Source organism: Stenotrophomonas sp. MH181796 (genome assembly GCF_009659995.1).
GTDB lineage: Bacteria > Pseudomonadota > Gammaproteobacteria > Xanthomonadales > Xanthomonadaceae > Stenotrophomonas > Stenotrophomonas riyadhensis.
Map to the genome: position 1 here is coordinate 88,063 of NZ_RAHU01000001.1, position 17,066 is coordinate 105,128.

The following is a 17,066-nucleotide window of genomic DNA, read 5'->3' on the forward strand; positions in this document are numbered from 1 at the left end:
GCCAAATCAGGCGGCACCGCGTCAGGAAAGTCAGACGAGATCGCCACGAATTCGCGACGAGGTCCAGACGAAAAACTTACGAAGGCCCATTTCCTTTGAACAACAACAGCTTGGAGAATGCCGGCAGCAGCGCTGGCGAGCGTTCGGGCAAGCGCATCACACCAATGTCGGCACCGTCGCTGACCGCCATCGCGACAAACAGCGAGCGCCCATCGGCGCTGGCGCTCAGCCCATTGCCAGCGCTGAGCCGTTCCGCGTCCAGGCAGCGTTCCGGCTCCTCGCGTCCGGCCTGGATCCGCACCAGCGTGGTGCCACAGGTGGTGGACGTGCCGAGGTAACCAATCGCGCTGTTGCCGGCCACGGTCCAGGCCCGGTACCGCCAACGGCTGGGTCGGTCATCACTGATCTGCTGCACGCTGTCCGCGGCCAACCCTGCGTCCACCGACCACAGTCCTCCGGCCGCCAACCGCGTGAACAGGACCCGTCCGCTGCTGCGGTCGAACCGGGCCTGCGACACGCCATCGATGCTGGCCAGCCGACGCCACGGCTGAACGCTGCGATCGAACAGGCTCAGCCGGGTCTGTTGCTGGTCATCGCGTTCGACCACCAGCAACTGGTCGGGCGTTGCTCCGTACAGCGCCTGCAGGGGCTGCTCCGAAGGCACGGGCAGTGGCTGCAGGCGTTCATCACGCGGCGCGATCTCGTAGACCACCGTGCGCCCATGCTCGTCGCGCCCCACCACCAGCAATCGCCGGCTGTCGGCTGACCAGTCCGGGGCCTGGCGCGCCTCCGGCCGCAATCCCTCGATCGGTCGCAGCGAGTCGGGACGATCCATGTCCGCCCACCACAGCGCGAAGCTGCCTGAACGATCAGACGTGAACACCAGTTGCCGCCCATCCGGCGCCGCCATGGGTTGACCATCGCGGCCACTGGAAGCGAACAGGCGGACGGGCGGCGAGTGGCCCTCCACCGGTACCTTGAAGATGCCGAACTGCGCGCGCCGGTGGACGAACGCCAACATGCCACCGCGGCGCGATGTCGCCGGCCATTGCGCGTCGTCCAGCCCTGCGTCGCGCAGCGTGCGGCTTTCAACATCCAGGTAGTAGAGACGCACTTCACTGTCGACACGCCGCCCGAACACGATCGTGCGGCCATCATGCAGCCAGGCCCAACCGCGCAACTCCGCCGCCTCGTTGGTCAGCTGCTCGGGCGTCCCCCCCGTGGCCGGCATGCGCCACAGGTCGCCCAGCTGTGGGTTGCGTACGAACACCAGCCAGTTGCCATCGGGCGAGTAGCGGGGCGCATAGTCGAAGTCATCCGCATCGACAGCGTAGTCCAGTGCCTGCCATTGGCCGCTGGCCAGATCAAGCGTCCGGATCCCGCGATGGGCATAGCGGCCCACCATGCTGCCGAACACCAGGCCGCGACCATCCGGCGTCCAGTCGAAACTGAGCAGTTCGGTGCCATCGCAACGCGTGGCCTGGCGCAGTGCGCCGCCGGTCGCGCTGGCAATCAGCACCTGGCAGCTGCCATTGTCACCGAAGCGTGCAAAAGCAATCTCGCGTCCATCCGGCGACCAGCTCGGGAAGCGATCAACCGAACCCGCTGGCGGAGCCAGCAATTGCCGCGCCGGCGCATTGCCGGAAGTCTGCACCTTGATGGCACCGCCCCCCAACCCATCCTCGTTGGCACCTTCATAGGCCACCAGCGAACCATCGGGCGAGAGCGTGGGATAGGTTTCGAAACCGCTGGTCGCAGTGATCAGTCGATAGGGACGCTGCGGACTGCCGATCACACGCGTGCCGTTCTCAACGGCCGCATCCACGGGCGAGCTGCCAGCCGGTGTCCGGCGCAGCAACAGCGCGGCCAGCACCACCACGGTAGCGAGGAGCAGCACGCCCACTGCCAGCAGCGCACGCCGGCGAACATGGCGCCAACGGTGGCGTGAGGGCTGCCCAGGCACTGCGGGTGCCACTCCGACGGCCAGCGCGGGTTGCACATCCTCAGCGTGGTCGTCGGACGATCCTGTCGGTGTCGACTCGACATCGTCCAGCACCTGTACCGGTACCAGCAGGCGATAGCCGGTCTTGGCGATGGTTTCGATGTAGGCCTGGCCGTTGTCATCGTCGTTGCTGAACGCCTTGCGCAGCTGGGTGACGGCCTGGGTCAGCACATCATTGGTCGGCAGCGTGTCCGGCCAGACTTCCGCGAACAGTTCGTCGCGGGTGACAACACGCCCCGGCTGGCGCAGCAGTACACGCAGCACGCCCAGCGCCTTCGGCGTCAGCCGACGCGGGCGACGCGCACCGACGACCTCGACTTCGCGCGAGGACAGAGTGACAGTGCACTCTCCTATCCGGATCCGATCGAATCCGGGGGGCTGGTTTTCACTGCTGTTCATTTTCCGCTACACAGTAGAGACAGGTCCGGGGCAGCGTTTGCCTTCGATACCCTCCCGTCCTGGGAACAGCAAAAAGCCAGACTCCGCACAAAGCATCGGCGCATACCGCAAAAACAATGAAGCGGGCGAATACTAGCCTATGCGGGTTACCTCGCCTATCGCGTGGTCGACATCCAGGCTCTCTCTCGCCGACGAATTCACATAATCTGCAGCACCATTCGCGCCCTTCGGGGCGCGAAATTTTTATCTGGCGTTCATGTTCACATGCGCCTCAACATGGTCAGTCCGACCAGTCGCGAAACCACCAAAGCTACGTACATCACGCCGGAAAACTGCTCCAGCATGACCAGTGCACGCGCCTGCGGATGCAGTGGTACAACGTCGCTCAATCCCACCCCGGACAGCAAGCTGAAGCTCAGATAAAGCAGCTCCATCCAGCTGCGCTGATCGCCACCGCCGGTGCCGTGGAAACTGCCCGGATACCACTGCTGGCACACGGCGAACGCAAATGCGAACGCCCAGGCCAGCAATGTGAAGGTCGCGCCCGCAGCGAACAGTTCGTCGCGGGTGACCTTATGGTCCTGCAGCATGTAGGCGATCAACGCCCCCGCCGTATAGAAATACAGCAGGCTCTCCAGCAGCTGCGCCGTGGTGAGCAGGCCGGTGCGGTCCAACAGCGCGCCGGCCAGCGAGAACACCACCGAGGGGATGGCCAGCAGCAGCGCCAGCCACGTACCCAGCGGACTGCGCTGGACCACCCACAGCGCCAGGCCGAGCACCGCCATGCCGAACATGCCCAGCGCCGCACGGCCGCCAGCGGTGTCATCGAGTGCGGGATACAGCAGCACCGCGATCAACTGGGCCGCGAGCAGCCAGGCCGAAGGATGGCGGCGGGCGATGGCCAGCCAACGGGTGGTCATGGCAACGGGCATGGCGTCCTTTCCCCTGGGCAATGGGCGGAGCATAGCCGGGCGCGGCGTGATGAGCGGTAGTGCCGGCCGCTGGCCGGCACCCCCGTTTCCGCATCATCCCTGGTGGTAGACCTCGGCCCCCGCAGCGCGGAACTCCTCCGACTTCTCCTTCATGCCGGCCTCGGCGTAGTCGCGCACGTCCTGGGTGATCTTCATCGAACAGAAATGCGGGCCGCACATCGAACAGAAGTGCGCCAGCTTGTGCGCATCCTTCGGCAAGGTCTCGTCATGGAACTCCTTGGCCTTCTCCGGATCCAGGCCAAGGTGGAACTGGTCTTCCCAGCGGAACTCGAAGCGCGCCTTGCTCAGCGCGTTGTCGCGCACCTGCGCACCCGGGTGGCCCTTGGCCAGATCGGCCGCATGTGCGGCGATGCGGTAGGCCATGATGCCGTCGCGCACGTCCTGGCGGTTGGGCAGGCCGAGGTGCTCCTTCGGCGTCACGTAGCAGAGCATCGCCGTACCGAACCAGCCGATCATCGCCGCACCGATCGCGCTGGTGATGTGGTCGTAGCCCGGCGCGATGTCGGTGGTCAGCGGCCCCAGCGTATAGAACGGCGCTTCGCCGCACTCGCGCAACTGCTTGTCCATGTTTTCCTTGATCAGCTGCATCGGCACGTGGCCAGGGCCTTCGATCATGGTCTGCACATCGTGTTTCCAGGCGATCTTCGTCAGTTCACCCAGCGTTTCCAGCTCGCCGAACTGCGCCGCGTCGTTGGCATCGGCGATGCAGCCCGGGCGCAGGCCATCCCCCAGCGAGAAGGTCACGTCGTAGGCCTTCATGATCTCGCAGATCTCTTCGAAATGCGTGTAGAGGAAGTTCTCCTTGTGGTGCGCCAGGCACCACTTGGCCATGATCGAGCCGCCGCGGCTGACGATACCGGTCACACGCTTGGCGGTGAGCGGCACATAGCGCAGCAACACGCCGGCGTGGATGGTGAAGTAGTCCACGCCCTGCTCGGCCTGTTCGATCAGCGTGTCGCGGAAGATCTCCCAGGTGAGTGCCTCGGCACGGCCATCGACCTTTTCCAGCGCCTGGTAGATCGGCACGGTACCGATCGCCACCGGCGAGTTGCGGATGATCCACTCGCGGGTCTCATGGATGTGCTTGCCGGTGGACAGATCCATCACCGTGTCACCGCCCCAGCGGATCGCCCACACCAGCTTCTCCACTTCCTCGGCAATACCCGAGGACACGGCGCTGTTGCCGATGTTGGCGTTGATCTTGGTCAGGAAGTTGCGGCCGATGATCATCGGCTCGCTTTCCGGGTGGTTGATGTTGTTGGGCAGCACCGCGCGGCCGCGGGCAATTTCGTCGCGCACGAATTCCGGGGTGATGATCTTCTGGATCGAGGCACCGAACGCCTCGCCCGGGTGCTGCTGCAGCAGGCCTGCATCGCGGATCGCGTCCAGTCGCTGGTTTTCGCGGATGGCGACGAATTCCATTTCCGGCGTGATGATGCCGCGGCGCGCGTAGTGCATCTGGGTGACGTTCGCGCCTGCGCGTGCACGCCGTGGCAGGCTGCGCGCGGGGAAGCGTACTGCATCAAGCTTTGGATCATGCTCACGGTCGCGGCCGAACGACGAGCTGAGGCCGTCGAGCTGTTCGGTATCACCGCGTTCCTCCACCCAACCACGACGCAGCGTCGGCAGGCCGACGGACAGATCGATACGCACGTCCGGATCGGTATACGGGCCCGACGTGTCGTAGACCGTGACCGGTGCATTCTCTTCACCGCCGAACAGCGTCGGCGTGCGGGTCAGCGCGATCTCGCGCATCGGCACCTGAAGATCCGGGCGTGAACCGGGCACATGGATCTTGCGCGAACCGGGTATCGGCCGGGTCACGGATTCGGAGAGTTGCTGGGCCTGTTGCTGCAGGGCGGAGAGCTGTGCGTTCATCGGGCATCGTCCAGGAAGGTCAGGGACGAAGCGGCGGCGCACTGCGACCGCGCACGAACGGTCCTTGGGCGGAGTCCGGGCACGGCTGCATTGCAAAGCTTCCCTACGCCGGTATGAGCCGGATCAGGTTCCAAGGGACTGTCTCAACCGTGGCCACATGGCCGCGGTACCCCCGCTTCTTGGCGTGCATTAGAGCATAGAAATCACTGCAGCTCATGGCCGTTAATCCATGCATGGCGTGGCGCTGCTCCATCGGCATTAACAGAACCGTGACATCGCGTTCAGTAACGTGCACGCGCATCGTGCCGCTGCGGCCGGTGTTTTCCTCGCCGCCTTCGCGGCCCCTGCCCGGTCTGTGCTGCATGTCGCCGGCCCCTCGCAGCAAGCTCTGCTCGCTCCCCTCAATCCCTTGATCGGAGAAGCTCCTTCATGGTGTTTCGCGTTTCCATCGCACTGGTTCTGCTTCTGGTGCTGCTTGCCGGTGTTGCACCGGGCCCCTTCAATGCCGTGGTGCAGAGCATCCTCGGTGAACTCATCCGCGGCATCGGCTGGCTGTACCTGCTGGTCGTGTTCCTCGCGCTGGTGTTCCTGATGTATCTGGCCTTCGGTCGTTTCGGCAACCTGCGCATCGGTGGCGAAGACGCTGAACCGGAATTCTCGCGCGCCAGCTGGATGTCGATGCTGTTCGCCGCCGGCATGGGCATCGGCCTGGTGTTCTGGGGTGCCGCCGAACCCATCTCGCACTTCAACAAGCCACCGGAAGGGCTGGCATCTGAAAGCATGGATGCCGCGCGCGCCTCAATGCGCTATGCGTTCTTCCACTGGGGCCTGCACCCGTGGGCCATCTATGCGCTGATCGGCCTGGCAATGGCCTGGTTCCAGTTCAACCGCAACGGCCGCGGCCTGGTCAGCGACATGCTGCAGCCGATCATCGGCCGCCATCACCGCGGCTGGATCGGGCGCGTGGTCAACATCGCCGCCGTCGTCGCCACCGCAATTGGCGTTGCCACCACGCTGGGCTTCGGCACCATCCAGATCGCGGCCGGCATGGAGCGTGTGTTCGGCCTGCACGCAGGCGTTCCGCTGCAACTGACCGTCATCGCAGTCGCGTTCGTGCTGTACATGGCCTCCACGCTCAGTGGTGTCGAGCGTGGCGTGAAGTGGCTGTCGAATTTCAACCTGGCGCTGGCCGCTCTGCTGCTGGCGCTGGTGCTGGTGCTGGGCCCCACCGGCGCGATCTTCAACACCTTTACCACCACGCTGGGCTCGTATCTGAACCAGCTGGTGACGATGAGCCTGCGCATGTCACCGTTCTCGTCCAGCACCTGGGTGGCCGACTGGACGATCTTCTACTGGGCCTGGTGGATTTCCTGGGCACCGTTCGTCGGTTCGTTCATCGCCCGCATCTCGCGCGGGCGCAGCGTGCGCGAGTTCGTCATCGGCGTGGTGCTGGCACCAACGCTGCTCGGCTTCTTCTGGTTCTCGGTGTTCGGCGGCACGGCGATCTGGATGCAGATCTTCGGCCAGGCCGATCTACTGCAGGCACTGGGTAATGGCTATGAAACGGTGCTGTTCACCATGTTCGACAGCATGCCGCTGCTGTTGCTGCTGTCGTGCATCGCGCTGGTGCTTCTGATGATTTTCTTCGTGACCTCGGCTGATTCCGCAGTGTTGGTACTGGCGAGCATGTCCACCGATGAAGCCGGCGATCCGCCGCCCAAGCGCAAGCTGGCCTGGGGCGTGGGGGTTGCGTTGATCGCCGGTGCGCTGCTGCTGGCCGGTGGCCTGGACGCGCTGCAGGGGGTCATCACCATCGCGGCCTTGCCATTCGCGCTGCTGATGGTGCTGGTGATGGTGTCGCTGTACCGGGTGCTGGACCAGGAGTACACGCGCGAGCGGCGGCAAGCGCAGCGCCAGCGGCACATGATCGATGCATGGATCGCACGCGAGATGGCGGCGCAGGAGGAGACCCAGGCGGAGGCGGCGCGCGCGCACGATCAGGATTGAGGGGGTTTTGCAGCCTGCGGCTGCACCGCTTTTCTTTCAAGCAAGAGCACGTTCAAAAGCCAGAGCAGCTCTGGGTTGCTGCTTGCTTGGCGGGGAGGGGGCCGATGGCGGGACACGCCGCAAGTACGTCCCTGTAGGCTCGGCCACGGCATCCATGCCGTGGACGGTCCCGCCATCGGCCCCCTCCCCGCCTCCGACAATTTCCCGGTGACGGCAGTAGATCCACGCCATGCGTGGATGAGGTGTATCGGAAAACAGGAAGGGGTCGGATCCGTTTTCCTGTGGAAAACGGATCCGACCCCAACCCACAGCACGCGGCTGTTGCTGTTGCTGTTGCTGTTGCCTTTGCTCTTGCTCTTCTTTTTTCTTTTCCTGCGGTGACGGACACGGAAACTGTCCGTGNGCCACGGCATCCATGCCGTGGACGGTCCCGCCATCGGCCCCCTCCCCGCCTCCGACAATTTCCCGGTGACGGCAGTAGATCCACGCCATGCGTGGATGAGGTGTATCGGAAAACAGGAAGGGGTCGGATCCGTTTTCCTGTGGAAAACGGATCCGACCCCAACCCACAGCACGCGGCTGTTGCTGTTGCTGTTGCTGTTGCCTTTGCTCTTGCTCTTCTTTTTTCTTTTCCTGCGGTGACGGACACGGAAACTGTCCGTGGCCGGGCGGGTGGGTTGGCTGGGGGCGTGAGCCGCATGGATGCGGCGACCGAGCCTACAGGGACGTATTCACGGCGTCCCCCAGACAATCCACCCGCCCGGCCAAGCCAAGCATCGCTGAACCATCACCGCAGAGGGGGCTCAGCCCGGTGGCCGGGAAACCTCAATACCCCGCCGCCTGCCCATCCTTGCGGCTCTCCGATGCACCGTAGTACACCCCGGTCTCGGGATCACGCATGATCGCCTGGTACCCACCATACGGACCATCGGCGAACACGATGCGATGCCCCTTGCGCATCAACGCACGCACCGTTTCATACGGGAAGCCGGTTTCCAGATTCACTTCGCCGCCATCGGTCATCGCCGTGGCCTGACCCGTCGGTTCAGTCGAGCCTTCGTGCTGGATGCGCGGCGCATCTCCGGCTTCCTGCAGGTTCATGCCGAAATCCACCAGGTTCATCACGATCTGCGCGTGGCCCTGCGGCTGCATCGCGCCGCCCATCACGCCGAAGCTGGCATACGGCTTGCCGCCCTTGGTGATGAACGCCGGGATGATCGTCTGGAACGGACGCTTGCCCGGTGCATAGCCGTTGGGATGGTTCTTCTGCAGCACGAACATCTCGCCACGATCCTGCAGGATGAAGCCCAGCCCCGGCGGTGCCATGCCGCTGCCCATGCCGCGGTAGTTGGACTGGATCAGCGACACCATCATGCCGTCGGCGTCGGCCACGGTCATGTAGATCGTGTCGCCCTCCTCCAGCTGCTTCGGCGTGCCCGGCTGCACTTCCTTCAACGCCTTGTCCATCGAGATCAGTGCACGGCGCTGCGCGGCGTACTCCTTGGAAATCAGCTTCTGCACCGGCGCCGGCTGGAACGCCATGTCGGCATAGAAGCGCGCGCGATCGGCGAAGGCCAGCTTCTTCGCTTCAACGAACAGGTGCACATGCTCCGGTGAACCGAAGGGAATCTTCGAGAAGTCGTAGCCTTCCAGCACGTTGAGGATCTGCAGCGCGGCGATGCCCTGGCTGTTCGGCGGCAGCTCCCACACGTCGTAGCCACGGTAGTTGCTGCTGACCGGTTCGACCCACTCACCGTGGTGGTCAGCCATGTCCTGGTAGCTCAGGTAGCCACCGTTGGCCTTGAAATAGTCGCCGATGGTGCGGGCGATATCGCCCTTGTAGAAGGCATCACGGCCGCCGTCGGCGATCTTCTGCAGCGTACTGGCCAGATTCGGGTTCTTCCACATCTCACCCTTGCGCGGGGCGTGGCCGTTGATCGTGAACTGTTCCTTGAACCCCGGATACTGCGACAGCTTGGGCACCGAGCGGTCCCAGTAGTAGGCGATCACCTCAGCCACCGGGTGACCCTCGCGGGCGTAACGGATGGCCGGTGCCAGGTTGTCCGCCATCGGCTTGCGGCCGAAGCGGTCGTGCAGTGCGAACCAGCCGTCGACAGCGCCCGGTACCGACACCGGCAGTGGACCGGTGGCCGGGATGTCCTTCAGGCCACGGCGCTGGAACTCGGCCAGGGTGAGCGACTTCGGCGAGCGGCCCGAGCCGTTGTAGCCGTAGAGCTTCTGCGTCTTCGGGTCCCAGACGATGGCGAACAGGTCGCCGCCGATGCCGTTGCCGGTCGGCTCCATCAGGCCAAGCGCGGCGTTGGCGGCGATCGCCGCGTCCACCGCCGAGCCACCGCCCTTCATCACGTCCAGCGCGATCTGGGTGGCCAGTGGCTGCGAGGTGGCGGCCATCGCATGCGGGGCGATCACCTCCGAACGGGTAGCGAAGGCGTGGCCGGTGATGCGGTCGGCGGCAAAGGACAGCGCGGGCACGGCAGCCAGCACGGCGGCAGCGAGCAGGGAACGGGCAAGGCGTCGGGACACGGTCGGGTTCCGATGGAAGGGTGGTCCCCGATCTTCGCCGCTGCGGCCTTCACGCGGTATCGGGCAGAGGTCATGGACGTTGATCCTGGGGTGGGTGCGGAGGTCCGCACCCAACAAGGCGAAAATCCGCTGGATTCCGCGCAGAAGCCGACCTGAAAGGAGTGAATTCGGGTTCACCGAAACACTTTCAGCGGCAACCATCCTTGTGCCACAAGCGATTGCGCTGGATGCAGCGGAAACCGATAAAAATTCCGTCGCGAGGGTTGACATCGTCGAAACGGTTGTGTTCCTCTCGATCACATGTTGCATCACAACACGCCACCGCGAATCCACATCGAAGCCGCCGACACCGGCGCCGCCTCGCTGCGTTCGATTCTTGTGCTCGTACTTATTACCCAACCAACAGGTGCGGGACGAGCCAGCGTGTAAGCAACAAACACACCGGAACTCTTCAAAAACCCGCACCCGCCCCGGTGCGGGTTTTTTCATTTCAGGACCTGGTTTCAGACGCAACCACCATGACCAACGCCGATCGCACAACCCGGACCTGCACCACCGCGACGCCTCGTGGTGGCTGTGCCTGTGCAACGCGTGGCGCCTCCTCCACCGCTTTCCCCTGACCGGCCGGCACGTCACCTCGACGACCGGCCGTTCTTTTTTCTTCCCACCGCAAGGAACCTCCCCCATGAGCACCAACGACCTGCCCCAGACCAAGATCGCCGTCATCGGCTACGGCAGCCAGGGCCGCGCCCACGCACTGAACCTGCGCGAATCCGGCTTCGACGTGGTGGTAGGCCTGCGTCCGGGCGGCCCGACCGAAGCCAAGGCCCAGGCCGATGGCTTCACCGTGATCGCGCCCGCCGATGCGGTGAAGGATGCCGACCTGGTCGCCGTGCTGACCCCGGACATGGTGCAGAAGAAGCTCTACAACGACGTGCTGGCGCCGAACATGAAGCAGGGCGCCTGCCTGCTGTTCGCGCATGGCCTGAACGTGCACTACGGCATGATCGAGCCGCGCGCCGACCTGGACGTGGTGCTGGTTGCGCCGAAGGGCCCGGGTGCGCTGGTGCGTCGTGAGTACGAGATCGGGCGCGGCGTACCGTGCATCTGGGCGGTCTACCAGGATGTCAGCGGCAAGGCCGCGCAGCACGCGCAGGCCTACGCGGCCGGCCTCGGCGGCGCCCGCGCCAACCTGATCCAGACCACCTTCAAGGAAGAGACCGAGACCGACCTGTTCGGCGAACAGGCCGTGCTGTGCGGTGGCGCCTCGGCGCTGGTGCAGGCCGGTTTCGAGACCCTGGTCGAAGCCGGCTACCAGCCGGAGATCGCCTATTACGAAGTGCTGCACGAACTGAAGCTGATCGTGGACCTGTTCTACGAAGGCGGCATCTCGCGCATGTTGGAGTTCATCTCCGAGACCGCGCAGTACGGCGACTACGTCAGCGGCCCGCGGGTGATCGACGCCGGCACCAAGGCGCGCATGAAGGAAGTGCTGAAGGACATCCAGGACGGCACCTTCACCAAGAACTGGGTGGCCGAGTACGAAGCGGGCCTGCCGAACTACAACAGGTTCAAGCAGGCCGACCTGGAGCACCCGATCGAGAAGGTGGGCAAGGAACTGCGCGCCAAGATGGTCTGGTTGCAAGGACAGGCCGCGTAACCACGCGGCCCTCCCCCACCCGCTTTGCAAGGTTCCCCCATGAACTCTTCCACACATCGCAGCGCGCCGCCCAACGGCGCGCGCTGGCTGACCCAGGCGCTGGAGGCCGAGGGCGTCCGCACGCTGTTCGGCTATCCCGGCGGCACCATCATGCCGTTCTACGACGCGCTGGTGGATTCGTCGCTGAAGCACATCCTGGTCCGCCATGAGCAGGGCGCGGCACTGGCCGCCAACGGCTTCGCCCGCGCCAGCAACCAGGTGGGGGTCTGCGTGGCCACCTCCGGCCCGGGCGCCTCCAACCTGGTCACCGGCATCGCCGACGCGATGCTGGATTCGGTGCCGATGGTCTGCATCACCGGCCAGGTCGCCACGCCGCTGCTGGGCACCGACGCCTTCCAGGAACTGGATGTGTTCGGCCTGACCCTGCCGATCGTCAAGCACAGCTGGCTGGTGCGCAGCGTCGATGACCTGCCGCGCGTGGTCGCCGATGCGTTCCGCATCGCCCGCGAAGGCCGGCCCGGCCCGGTGCTGATCGACCTGCCCAAGGACGTGCAGCTGGCCGATGCCAGTCATCTGCCGGCGCACGTGCCAAGCAGCGTCGAGCCGCCGCCTGCCCCGGCCGAAGCCGCCATCGCCGAGGCCATCGCCGCACTGGCAGCCGCCGAAAAGCCGGTGGTCTACGCCGGTGGCGGCATCGCGCTGGGCGATGCGGTGCAGGACCTGCGCGACTTCGTCGAGGCCAGTGCCATCCCCACCGTGATGACCCTGCGTGGGCTGGGCGCGCTGCCGGCCAACCACCCGCAGTCGCTGGGCATGCTGGGCATGCACGGCACCCGCGCGGCCAACATGGCGGTGCAGGAAAGCGACCTGCTGCTGGTGCTGGGGGCGCGTTTCGATGACCGCGCCACCGGCAAGCTGGCCGAGTTCGCACCGTTCGCCCGCGTCGTCCACATCGATGCGGACGCGTATGAGATCTCCAAGCTGCGCAGCGCCGATGTCGCCGTGGCTGGCAATGTCGGCCATGCCATCCGCGCCCTGCGTGCGGCCTTCCCCTCCCCCAAGGCCCACCAGGACGCATGGCGCAAGCGTTGCGCGCAGCATCGCGATCGCTTCGCCGCACGCTACGACGCGCCGGGCCAGCACATCTACGCACCGGCCATGCTGAAGCGCCTGAGCGAACTGGCACCGGCCGATGCGGTGATCGCCTGCGATGTCGGCCAGCATCAGATGTGGGTGGCACAGCACTGCCGCTTCAACCACCCGCGCAACCACCTGACCAGTGGCGCGCTGGGCACCATGGGCTTCGGCCTGCCGGCCGCGATGGGTGCGCAGTTCGCCTGCCCCGATCGCACCGTGGTGCTGGTCTCCGGCGACGGCAGCTTCATGATGAACGTGCAGGAGCTGGCCACCATCGCGCGTTGCCGCCTGCCGGTGAAGATCGTGCTGCTGGACAACAGTTCGCTGGGCATGGTGCGGCAGTGGCAGGAGCTGTTCTTCGCCGAGCGTTACAGCGAGATCGACCTGTCCGACAACCCGGACTTCGTGGCGCTGGCGCAGGTGTTCGGCATCGCCGCGACCCGCATCGACGCACGTGATGACGTCGAAGGCGGGCTGGCCGCGCTGCTGGCCGAACCGGGACCGGCACTGCTACACGTGGCCATCGATGCGCGCGCCAACGTGTGGCCGCTGGTGCCGCCGAACACCGCCAACAGCACGATGCTGGAAAGCAATCCCGCCCACGCCCGCCAGGAGACCCCCAATGCAATACCGGCTTGACCTGGTGCTGCACCCGGCCGAAGGCGCGCTGCTGCGCGTGATCGGCATGGCCGAACGCCGTGGCTTCGCGCCGCGCGCGATCAGCGGTGCGCCAGTGGCCGCCGACGATGGCCGCTGGCACCTGCAGCTGGTGGTGGATGGCCAGCGTCCGGCGGAAACGCTGTGCCGGCAGATCGAGAAGATCTACGACTGCGTGTCCGTGCAGGTCACCGCCGTGGAAGGAGCATCCGTATGAACACCCGTACCGTAGCGACCACGGTGCCGGTACGGAGGCGTCTTCTTCGCCGCCCGTGCCCGCATGCGGCGGTCTTCTGCACTGCGCTGGTGGCCCATGCCGGTCGCTGACACCAGCCAGGAAAGCGATGTCGGCGACGTAAGCGTCGCCGACGTACTGGCGGCGCAGGCTCGTCTGCGCCGCTTCCTGCCGCCCACCCCGCTGCACCATGCCGAGCGCTTCGGCACCTGGCTGAAGCTGGAGAACCTGCAGCGCACCGGGTCCTACAAGGTGCGCGGCGCGTTGAACGCGCTGCTGGCCGGCCGCGAGCGCGGCGATACCCGGCCAGTGATCTGCGCTTCGGCCGGCAACCATGCCCAGGGCGTGGCGTGGGCGGCCTACCGCCTGGACGTGCCGGCCATCACCGTGATGCCGCACGGCGCACCGGCCACCAAGATCGCCGGCGTCGCCCACTGGGGCGCGACCGTGCGCCAGCACGGCAACAGCTATGACGAGGCCTACGCCTTCGCGGTCGAACTGGCACAACGCCACGGCTACCGCTTCCTGTCCGCGTTCGACGATGCCGACGTGATCGCCGGCCAGGGCACGGTCGGCATCGAGCTGGCCGCGCACGCGCCGGACGTGGTGATCGTGCCGATCGGCGGCGGCGGCCTGGCCTCCGGCGTTGCGCTGGCGCTGAAATCGCAGGGCGTCCGCGTCGTTGGCGCGCAGGTGGAAGGTGTCGATTCGATGGCGCGTGCGATCCGTGGCGACGTGCGCGGGATCGCCCCCGTTGCCTCGCTGGCCGACGGCGTGCGGGTGAAGATTCCCGGCTTCCTGACCCGCCGCCTGTGCGCCTCGCTGCTGGATGATGTGGTGATCGTGCGCGAGGCCGAACTGCGCGAAACCCTGGTGCGGCTGGCACTGGAAGAACACATCATCGCCGAGGGCGCTGGTGCGCTGGCGCTGGCGGCCGGCCGCCGCGTCGCCGGCCGCCGCAAGTGCGCGGTGGTCTCCGGCGGCAACATCGATGCCGGTGTCCTGGCCGGCCTGCTCACCGACATCCGCCCGCGCCCGCCACGCAAACCGCGGCGACGGCGCAGTGAAACCCCGCGCTCGCCCGCCAAGGCCAGCGCCACCGCTTCCCCCACCTCTTCCCCTTCCCCCCTGCAAGCCGTCGCACCCGCTGTCGAGGAGATTTCCCTGTGACCACCATCGAACGAATTACCACCCCGCGCATCCGCATCTTCGACACCACCCTGCGTGACGGCGAGCAGTCCCCCGGCTGCAGCATGAGCCCGCCGCAGAAACTGGTGATGGCGCGTGCGCTGGACGAACTGGGCGTGGACATCATCGAGACCGGCTTCCCGGCCAGCTCGCAGTCCGACCGCGAGGCGATGGCACTGATCGGCCGCGAACTGCGCCGTCCGAGCCTGACCCTGGCGGTGCTGTCGCGCTGCCTGCAGGCCGACATCGAAACCTCGGCACGTGCGCTGGAGGCCGCTGCCAACCCGCGCCTGCACGTGTTCCTGTCGACCAGCCCGCTGCACCGCGAGCACAAGCTGCGGATGACCCGCGAGCAGGTACTGGAGTCGGTACGCAAGCACGTCTCGCTGGCCCGCTCCTACATCGACGATGTCGAATTCTCGGCCGAAGATGCCACCCGCACCGAGCTGGACTACCTGATCGAAGTCGCGCGCGTGGCCATTGCTGCCGGCGCCACCACCATCAACCTGCCCGACACCGTCGGCTTCACCACGCCGGAAGAGATCCGCGCGATGTTCCAGCAGGTCATCGCCGGCGTCGCCGACGTACCGAATTCCGCCAACGTGATCTTCAGTGCGCACTGCCACAACGACCTGGGCCTGGCCGTGGCCAACTCGCTGGCCGCCATCGAAGGCGGCGCGCGCCAGGTCGAATGCACCATCAACGGCATCGGCGAGCGCGCCGGCAACTGCTCGCTGGAAGAGATCGCGATGGTGCTGAAGGTGCGCCAGGCCTTCTACGAGCAGGACAGTTCGATCAACACCCCGCGCATCGTCGGCACCTCGCAGCTGCTGCAGCGCCTGGTCGGCATGCCGGTACAGCGCAACAAGGCCATCGTGGGCGCCAATGCCTTCGCCCACGAATCGGGCATCCACCAGCACGGCATGCTGCGCCACCGCGGCACCTACGAAATCATGCGTCCGGAAGACGTGGGCTGGGAAGATTCGCAGATGGTGCTGGGCCGCCACAGTGGCCGCGCCGCCGTCGAAGCGCGCTTGCGTGCGCTGGGCTTCTGGCTGGACGAAGACGAACTGAAGCTGGTGTTCGAGCAGTTCAAGGGTCTGTGCGAACAGCAGCGCGTGGTCACCGATGCCGACCTGCAAACCTTGATGCAGGGCGGCTCCAACGCGCAGGGCTACCGCCTGGCGTCGATGACCATCAGCGATGTCGGCAGCCGCGCCAATGCGCTGGTGGAACTGTCCGACCCGGACGGCAACCGCGTGGCCGAGACCGCGCAGGGCGATGGCCCGGTCGATGCGCTGTTCGGCGCGCTGTCGGCCGCTACCGGCGTGCAGCTGATGCTGGACAGCTACCACGTGCACAGCGTCGGCATCGGCGCCGACGCGCGCGGCGAAGCCAATCTGAGCGTGCGCCACGAGGGCGTGGAGTACGACGGCACCGGCACCAGCAAGGACATCATCGAAGCCTCCGCACTGGCCTGGCTGGATGTTGCCAACCGCCTGCTGCGCCAGCGCCAGGCTGCCGCCCACAGCAACACCGACGTTGCCACCCCCGCCACCGCCTGAGGACCCCGCCATGAGCGCCTTCGACACCCCCACCTCGACCAGCGCCGCTGGCCAGCAGTGGAACGCCCAGGATTATGCGATCGACGCCGGCTTCGTGCCGCTGCTCGGCGGCGCTGTATCGCGCCTGCTCGACCCGCGCGCCGGTGAACGCATCCTCGACCTGGGCTGTGGCGATGGCGTGCTCAGCACCGAGCTGGCGCTGAGCGGCGCGCACATCCACGGTGTGGATGCCTCACCAGAACTGGTGATCGCCGCGCGTGCGCGCGGCGTCGATGCGCAGGTGATGGATGGCCACGCACTGACCTTCAACGCCGAGTTCGATGCGGTGTTCAGCAATGCGGCGCTGCACTGGATGGGCACCCCGGACCGCGTGCTGGAAGGCGTGCGCCGCGCGCTGCGCCCCGGTGGCCGCTTCGTCGCCGAATTCGGCGGCCATGGCAACGTGGCCACCATCATCGCGGCGGTGCAGGCCGCGCGCGTGGCCCACGGCCACGGCGCCAGTGCCTTCCAGTGGTACTTCCCCACTGTCGATGCCTATGCCGACCGCCTGCGCCAGCATGGTTTCCAGGTTCAACTGATCGAGTGCACGCCGCGCCCAACCGCACTGCCGACCGGCGTGGCCGGCTGGCTGCGGGTATTCGCTGCGCCGCTGCTGGACGACCTGCCGGTCGAGGCACGCGCCACCGTGCGCGAGGCCGCCACCGCATTGCTGGCCGAGCTGCCGCGCAATGCCGCCGGCCAGCCGCTGGCCGACTACGTGCGGCTGCGGGTGCTCGCCCGCCGTCGCTGACATGACCTTTTC

11 protein-coding genes and 1 riboswitch are annotated in these 17,066 nt (G+C 66.3%); of the genes, 7 read left to right on the top strand and 4 right to left on the bottom strand.

Annotated features, from left to right (window positions below; all coding sequences use genetic code 11):
- Positions 1–76: 76 nt before the first annotated feature.
- From D5301_RS00420 to thiC, 3 genes are all read right to left on the bottom strand, one after another.
- The gene (locus D5301_RS00420; RefSeq protein ID WP_153854467.1) at positions 77–2,401 is read right to left on the bottom strand and encodes a winged helix-turn-helix domain-containing protein; all 2,325 of its coding nucleotides are present in this window, start codon (positions 2,399–2,401) and stop codon (positions 77–79) included.
- A 260-nt stretch (positions 2,402–2,661) separates the two neighbouring features.
- A complete protein-coding gene (locus D5301_RS00425) occupies positions 2,662–3,333 on the bottom strand; it encodes an ion channel (RefSeq protein WP_110713554.1) in 672 nt (223 codons plus the stop codon).
- A gap of 93 nt (positions 3,334–3,426) precedes the next feature.
- The gene (gene thiC / locus D5301_RS00430; RefSeq protein ID WP_153854468.1) at positions 3,427–5,271 is read right to left on the bottom strand and encodes a phosphomethylpyrimidine synthase ThiC; all 1,845 of its coding nucleotides are present in this window, start codon (positions 5,269–5,271) and stop codon (positions 3,427–3,429) included.
- 82 nt (positions 5,272–5,353) lie between these two features.
- Positions 5,354–5,455: riboswitch (TPP riboswitch) on the bottom strand.
- A 245-nt stretch (positions 5,456–5,700) separates the two neighbouring features.
- On the opposite strand from thiC, the gene D5301_RS00435 reads away from it, so the two are divergent.
- Positions 5,701–7,278, top strand: a complete 1,578-nt coding sequence (locus tag D5301_RS00435) for a BCCT family transporter (RefSeq protein WP_153854469.1) — start codon at positions 5,701–5,703, stop codon at positions 7,276–7,278.
- A gap of 825 nt (positions 7,279–8,103) precedes the next feature.
- On the opposite strand, the gene ggt is transcribed toward D5301_RS00435, so the two are convergent.
- Entirely contained in the window at positions 8,104–9,822 is a 1,719-nt protein-coding gene (gene ggt, locus D5301_RS00445) for a gamma-glutamyltransferase (RefSeq protein WP_324187238.1), read from the bottom strand.
- Positions 9,823–10,507: 685 nt separating this feature from the next.
- On the opposite strand from ggt, the gene ilvC reads away from it, so the two are divergent.
- The 6 genes from ilvC (at position 10,508) to D5301_RS00475 (ending at position 17,054) form a co-directional block, all read left to right on the top strand.
- On the top strand, positions 10,508–11,482 hold the full coding sequence (ilvC, locus tag D5301_RS00450; RefSeq protein WP_110713561.1) for a ketol-acid reductoisomerase: 975 nt from the start codon (positions 10,508–10,510) through the stop codon (positions 11,480–11,482).
- Positions 11,483–11,521: 39 nt separating this feature from the next.
- Positions 11,522–13,258, top strand: a complete 1,737-nt coding sequence (gene ilvG, locus D5301_RS00455; protein ID WP_110713562.1) for an acetolactate synthase 2 catalytic subunit — start codon at positions 11,522–11,524, stop codon at positions 13,256–13,258.
- A complete protein-coding gene (locus tag D5301_RS00460) occupies positions 13,242–13,493 on the top strand; it encodes an ACT domain-containing protein (RefSeq protein ID WP_014038403.1) in 252 nt (83 codons plus the stop codon). The genes ilvG and D5301_RS00460 overlap by 17 nt, the downstream gene beginning before the upstream one ends.
- A gap of 96 nt (positions 13,494–13,589) precedes the next feature.
- On the top strand, positions 13,590–14,681 hold the full coding sequence (locus D5301_RS00465; RefSeq protein ID WP_153854471.1) for a threonine dehydratase: 1,092 nt from the start codon (positions 13,590–13,592) through the stop codon (positions 14,679–14,681).
- Positions 14,678–16,264: a 2-isopropylmalate synthase gene (locus D5301_RS00470; protein ID WP_071228154.1), complete on the top strand. Its 1,587-nt coding sequence runs from the start codon at positions 14,678–14,680 to the stop codon at positions 16,262–16,264. Before D5301_RS00465 ends, D5301_RS00470 begins: the two co-directional genes overlap by 4 nt.
- A gap of 10 nt (positions 16,265–16,274) precedes the next feature.
- The gene (locus D5301_RS00475) at positions 16,275–17,054 is read left to right on the top strand and encodes a class I SAM-dependent methyltransferase (RefSeq protein ID WP_153854472.1); all 780 of its coding nucleotides are present in this window, start codon (positions 16,275–16,277) and stop codon (positions 17,052–17,054) included.
- Positions 17,055–17,066: the final 12 nt, after the last annotated feature.

Bases quoted from the DNA above. Each gene is read 5' to 3' on its own strand.
- D5301_RS00420 (WP_153854467.1), bottom strand. From the start codon at position 2,401: ATGAACAGCAGTGAAAACCAGCCCCCCGGATTCGATCGGATCCGGATA.
- D5301_RS00425 (WP_110713554.1), bottom strand. From the start codon at position 3,333: ATGCCCGTTGCCATGACCACCCGTTGGCTGGCCATCGCCCGCCGCCAT.
- thiC (WP_153854468.1), bottom strand. From the start codon at position 5,271: ATGAACGCACAGCTCTCCGCCCTGCAGCAACAGGCCCAGCAACTCTCC.
- D5301_RS00435 (WP_153854469.1), top strand. From the start codon at position 5,701: ATGGTGTTTCGCGTTTCCATCGCACTGGTTCTGCTTCTGGTGCTGCTT.
- ilvC (WP_110713561.1), top strand. From the start codon at position 10,508: ATGAGCACCAACGACCTGCCCCAGACCAAGATCGCCGTCATCGGCTAC.
- ilvG (WP_110713562.1), top strand. From the start codon at position 11,522: ATGAACTCTTCCACACATCGCAGCGCGCCGCCCAACGGCGCGCGCTGG.
- D5301_RS00460 (WP_014038403.1), top strand. From the start codon at position 13,242: ATGCAATACCGGCTTGACCTGGTGCTGCACCCGGCCGAAGGCGCGCTG.
- D5301_RS00465 (WP_153854471.1), top strand. From the start codon at position 13,590: ATGCCGGTCGCTGACACCAGCCAGGAAAGCGATGTCGGCGACGTAAGC.
- D5301_RS00475 (WP_153854472.1), top strand. From the start codon at position 16,275: ATGAGCGCCTTCGACACCCCCACCTCGACCAGCGCCGCTGGCCAGCAG.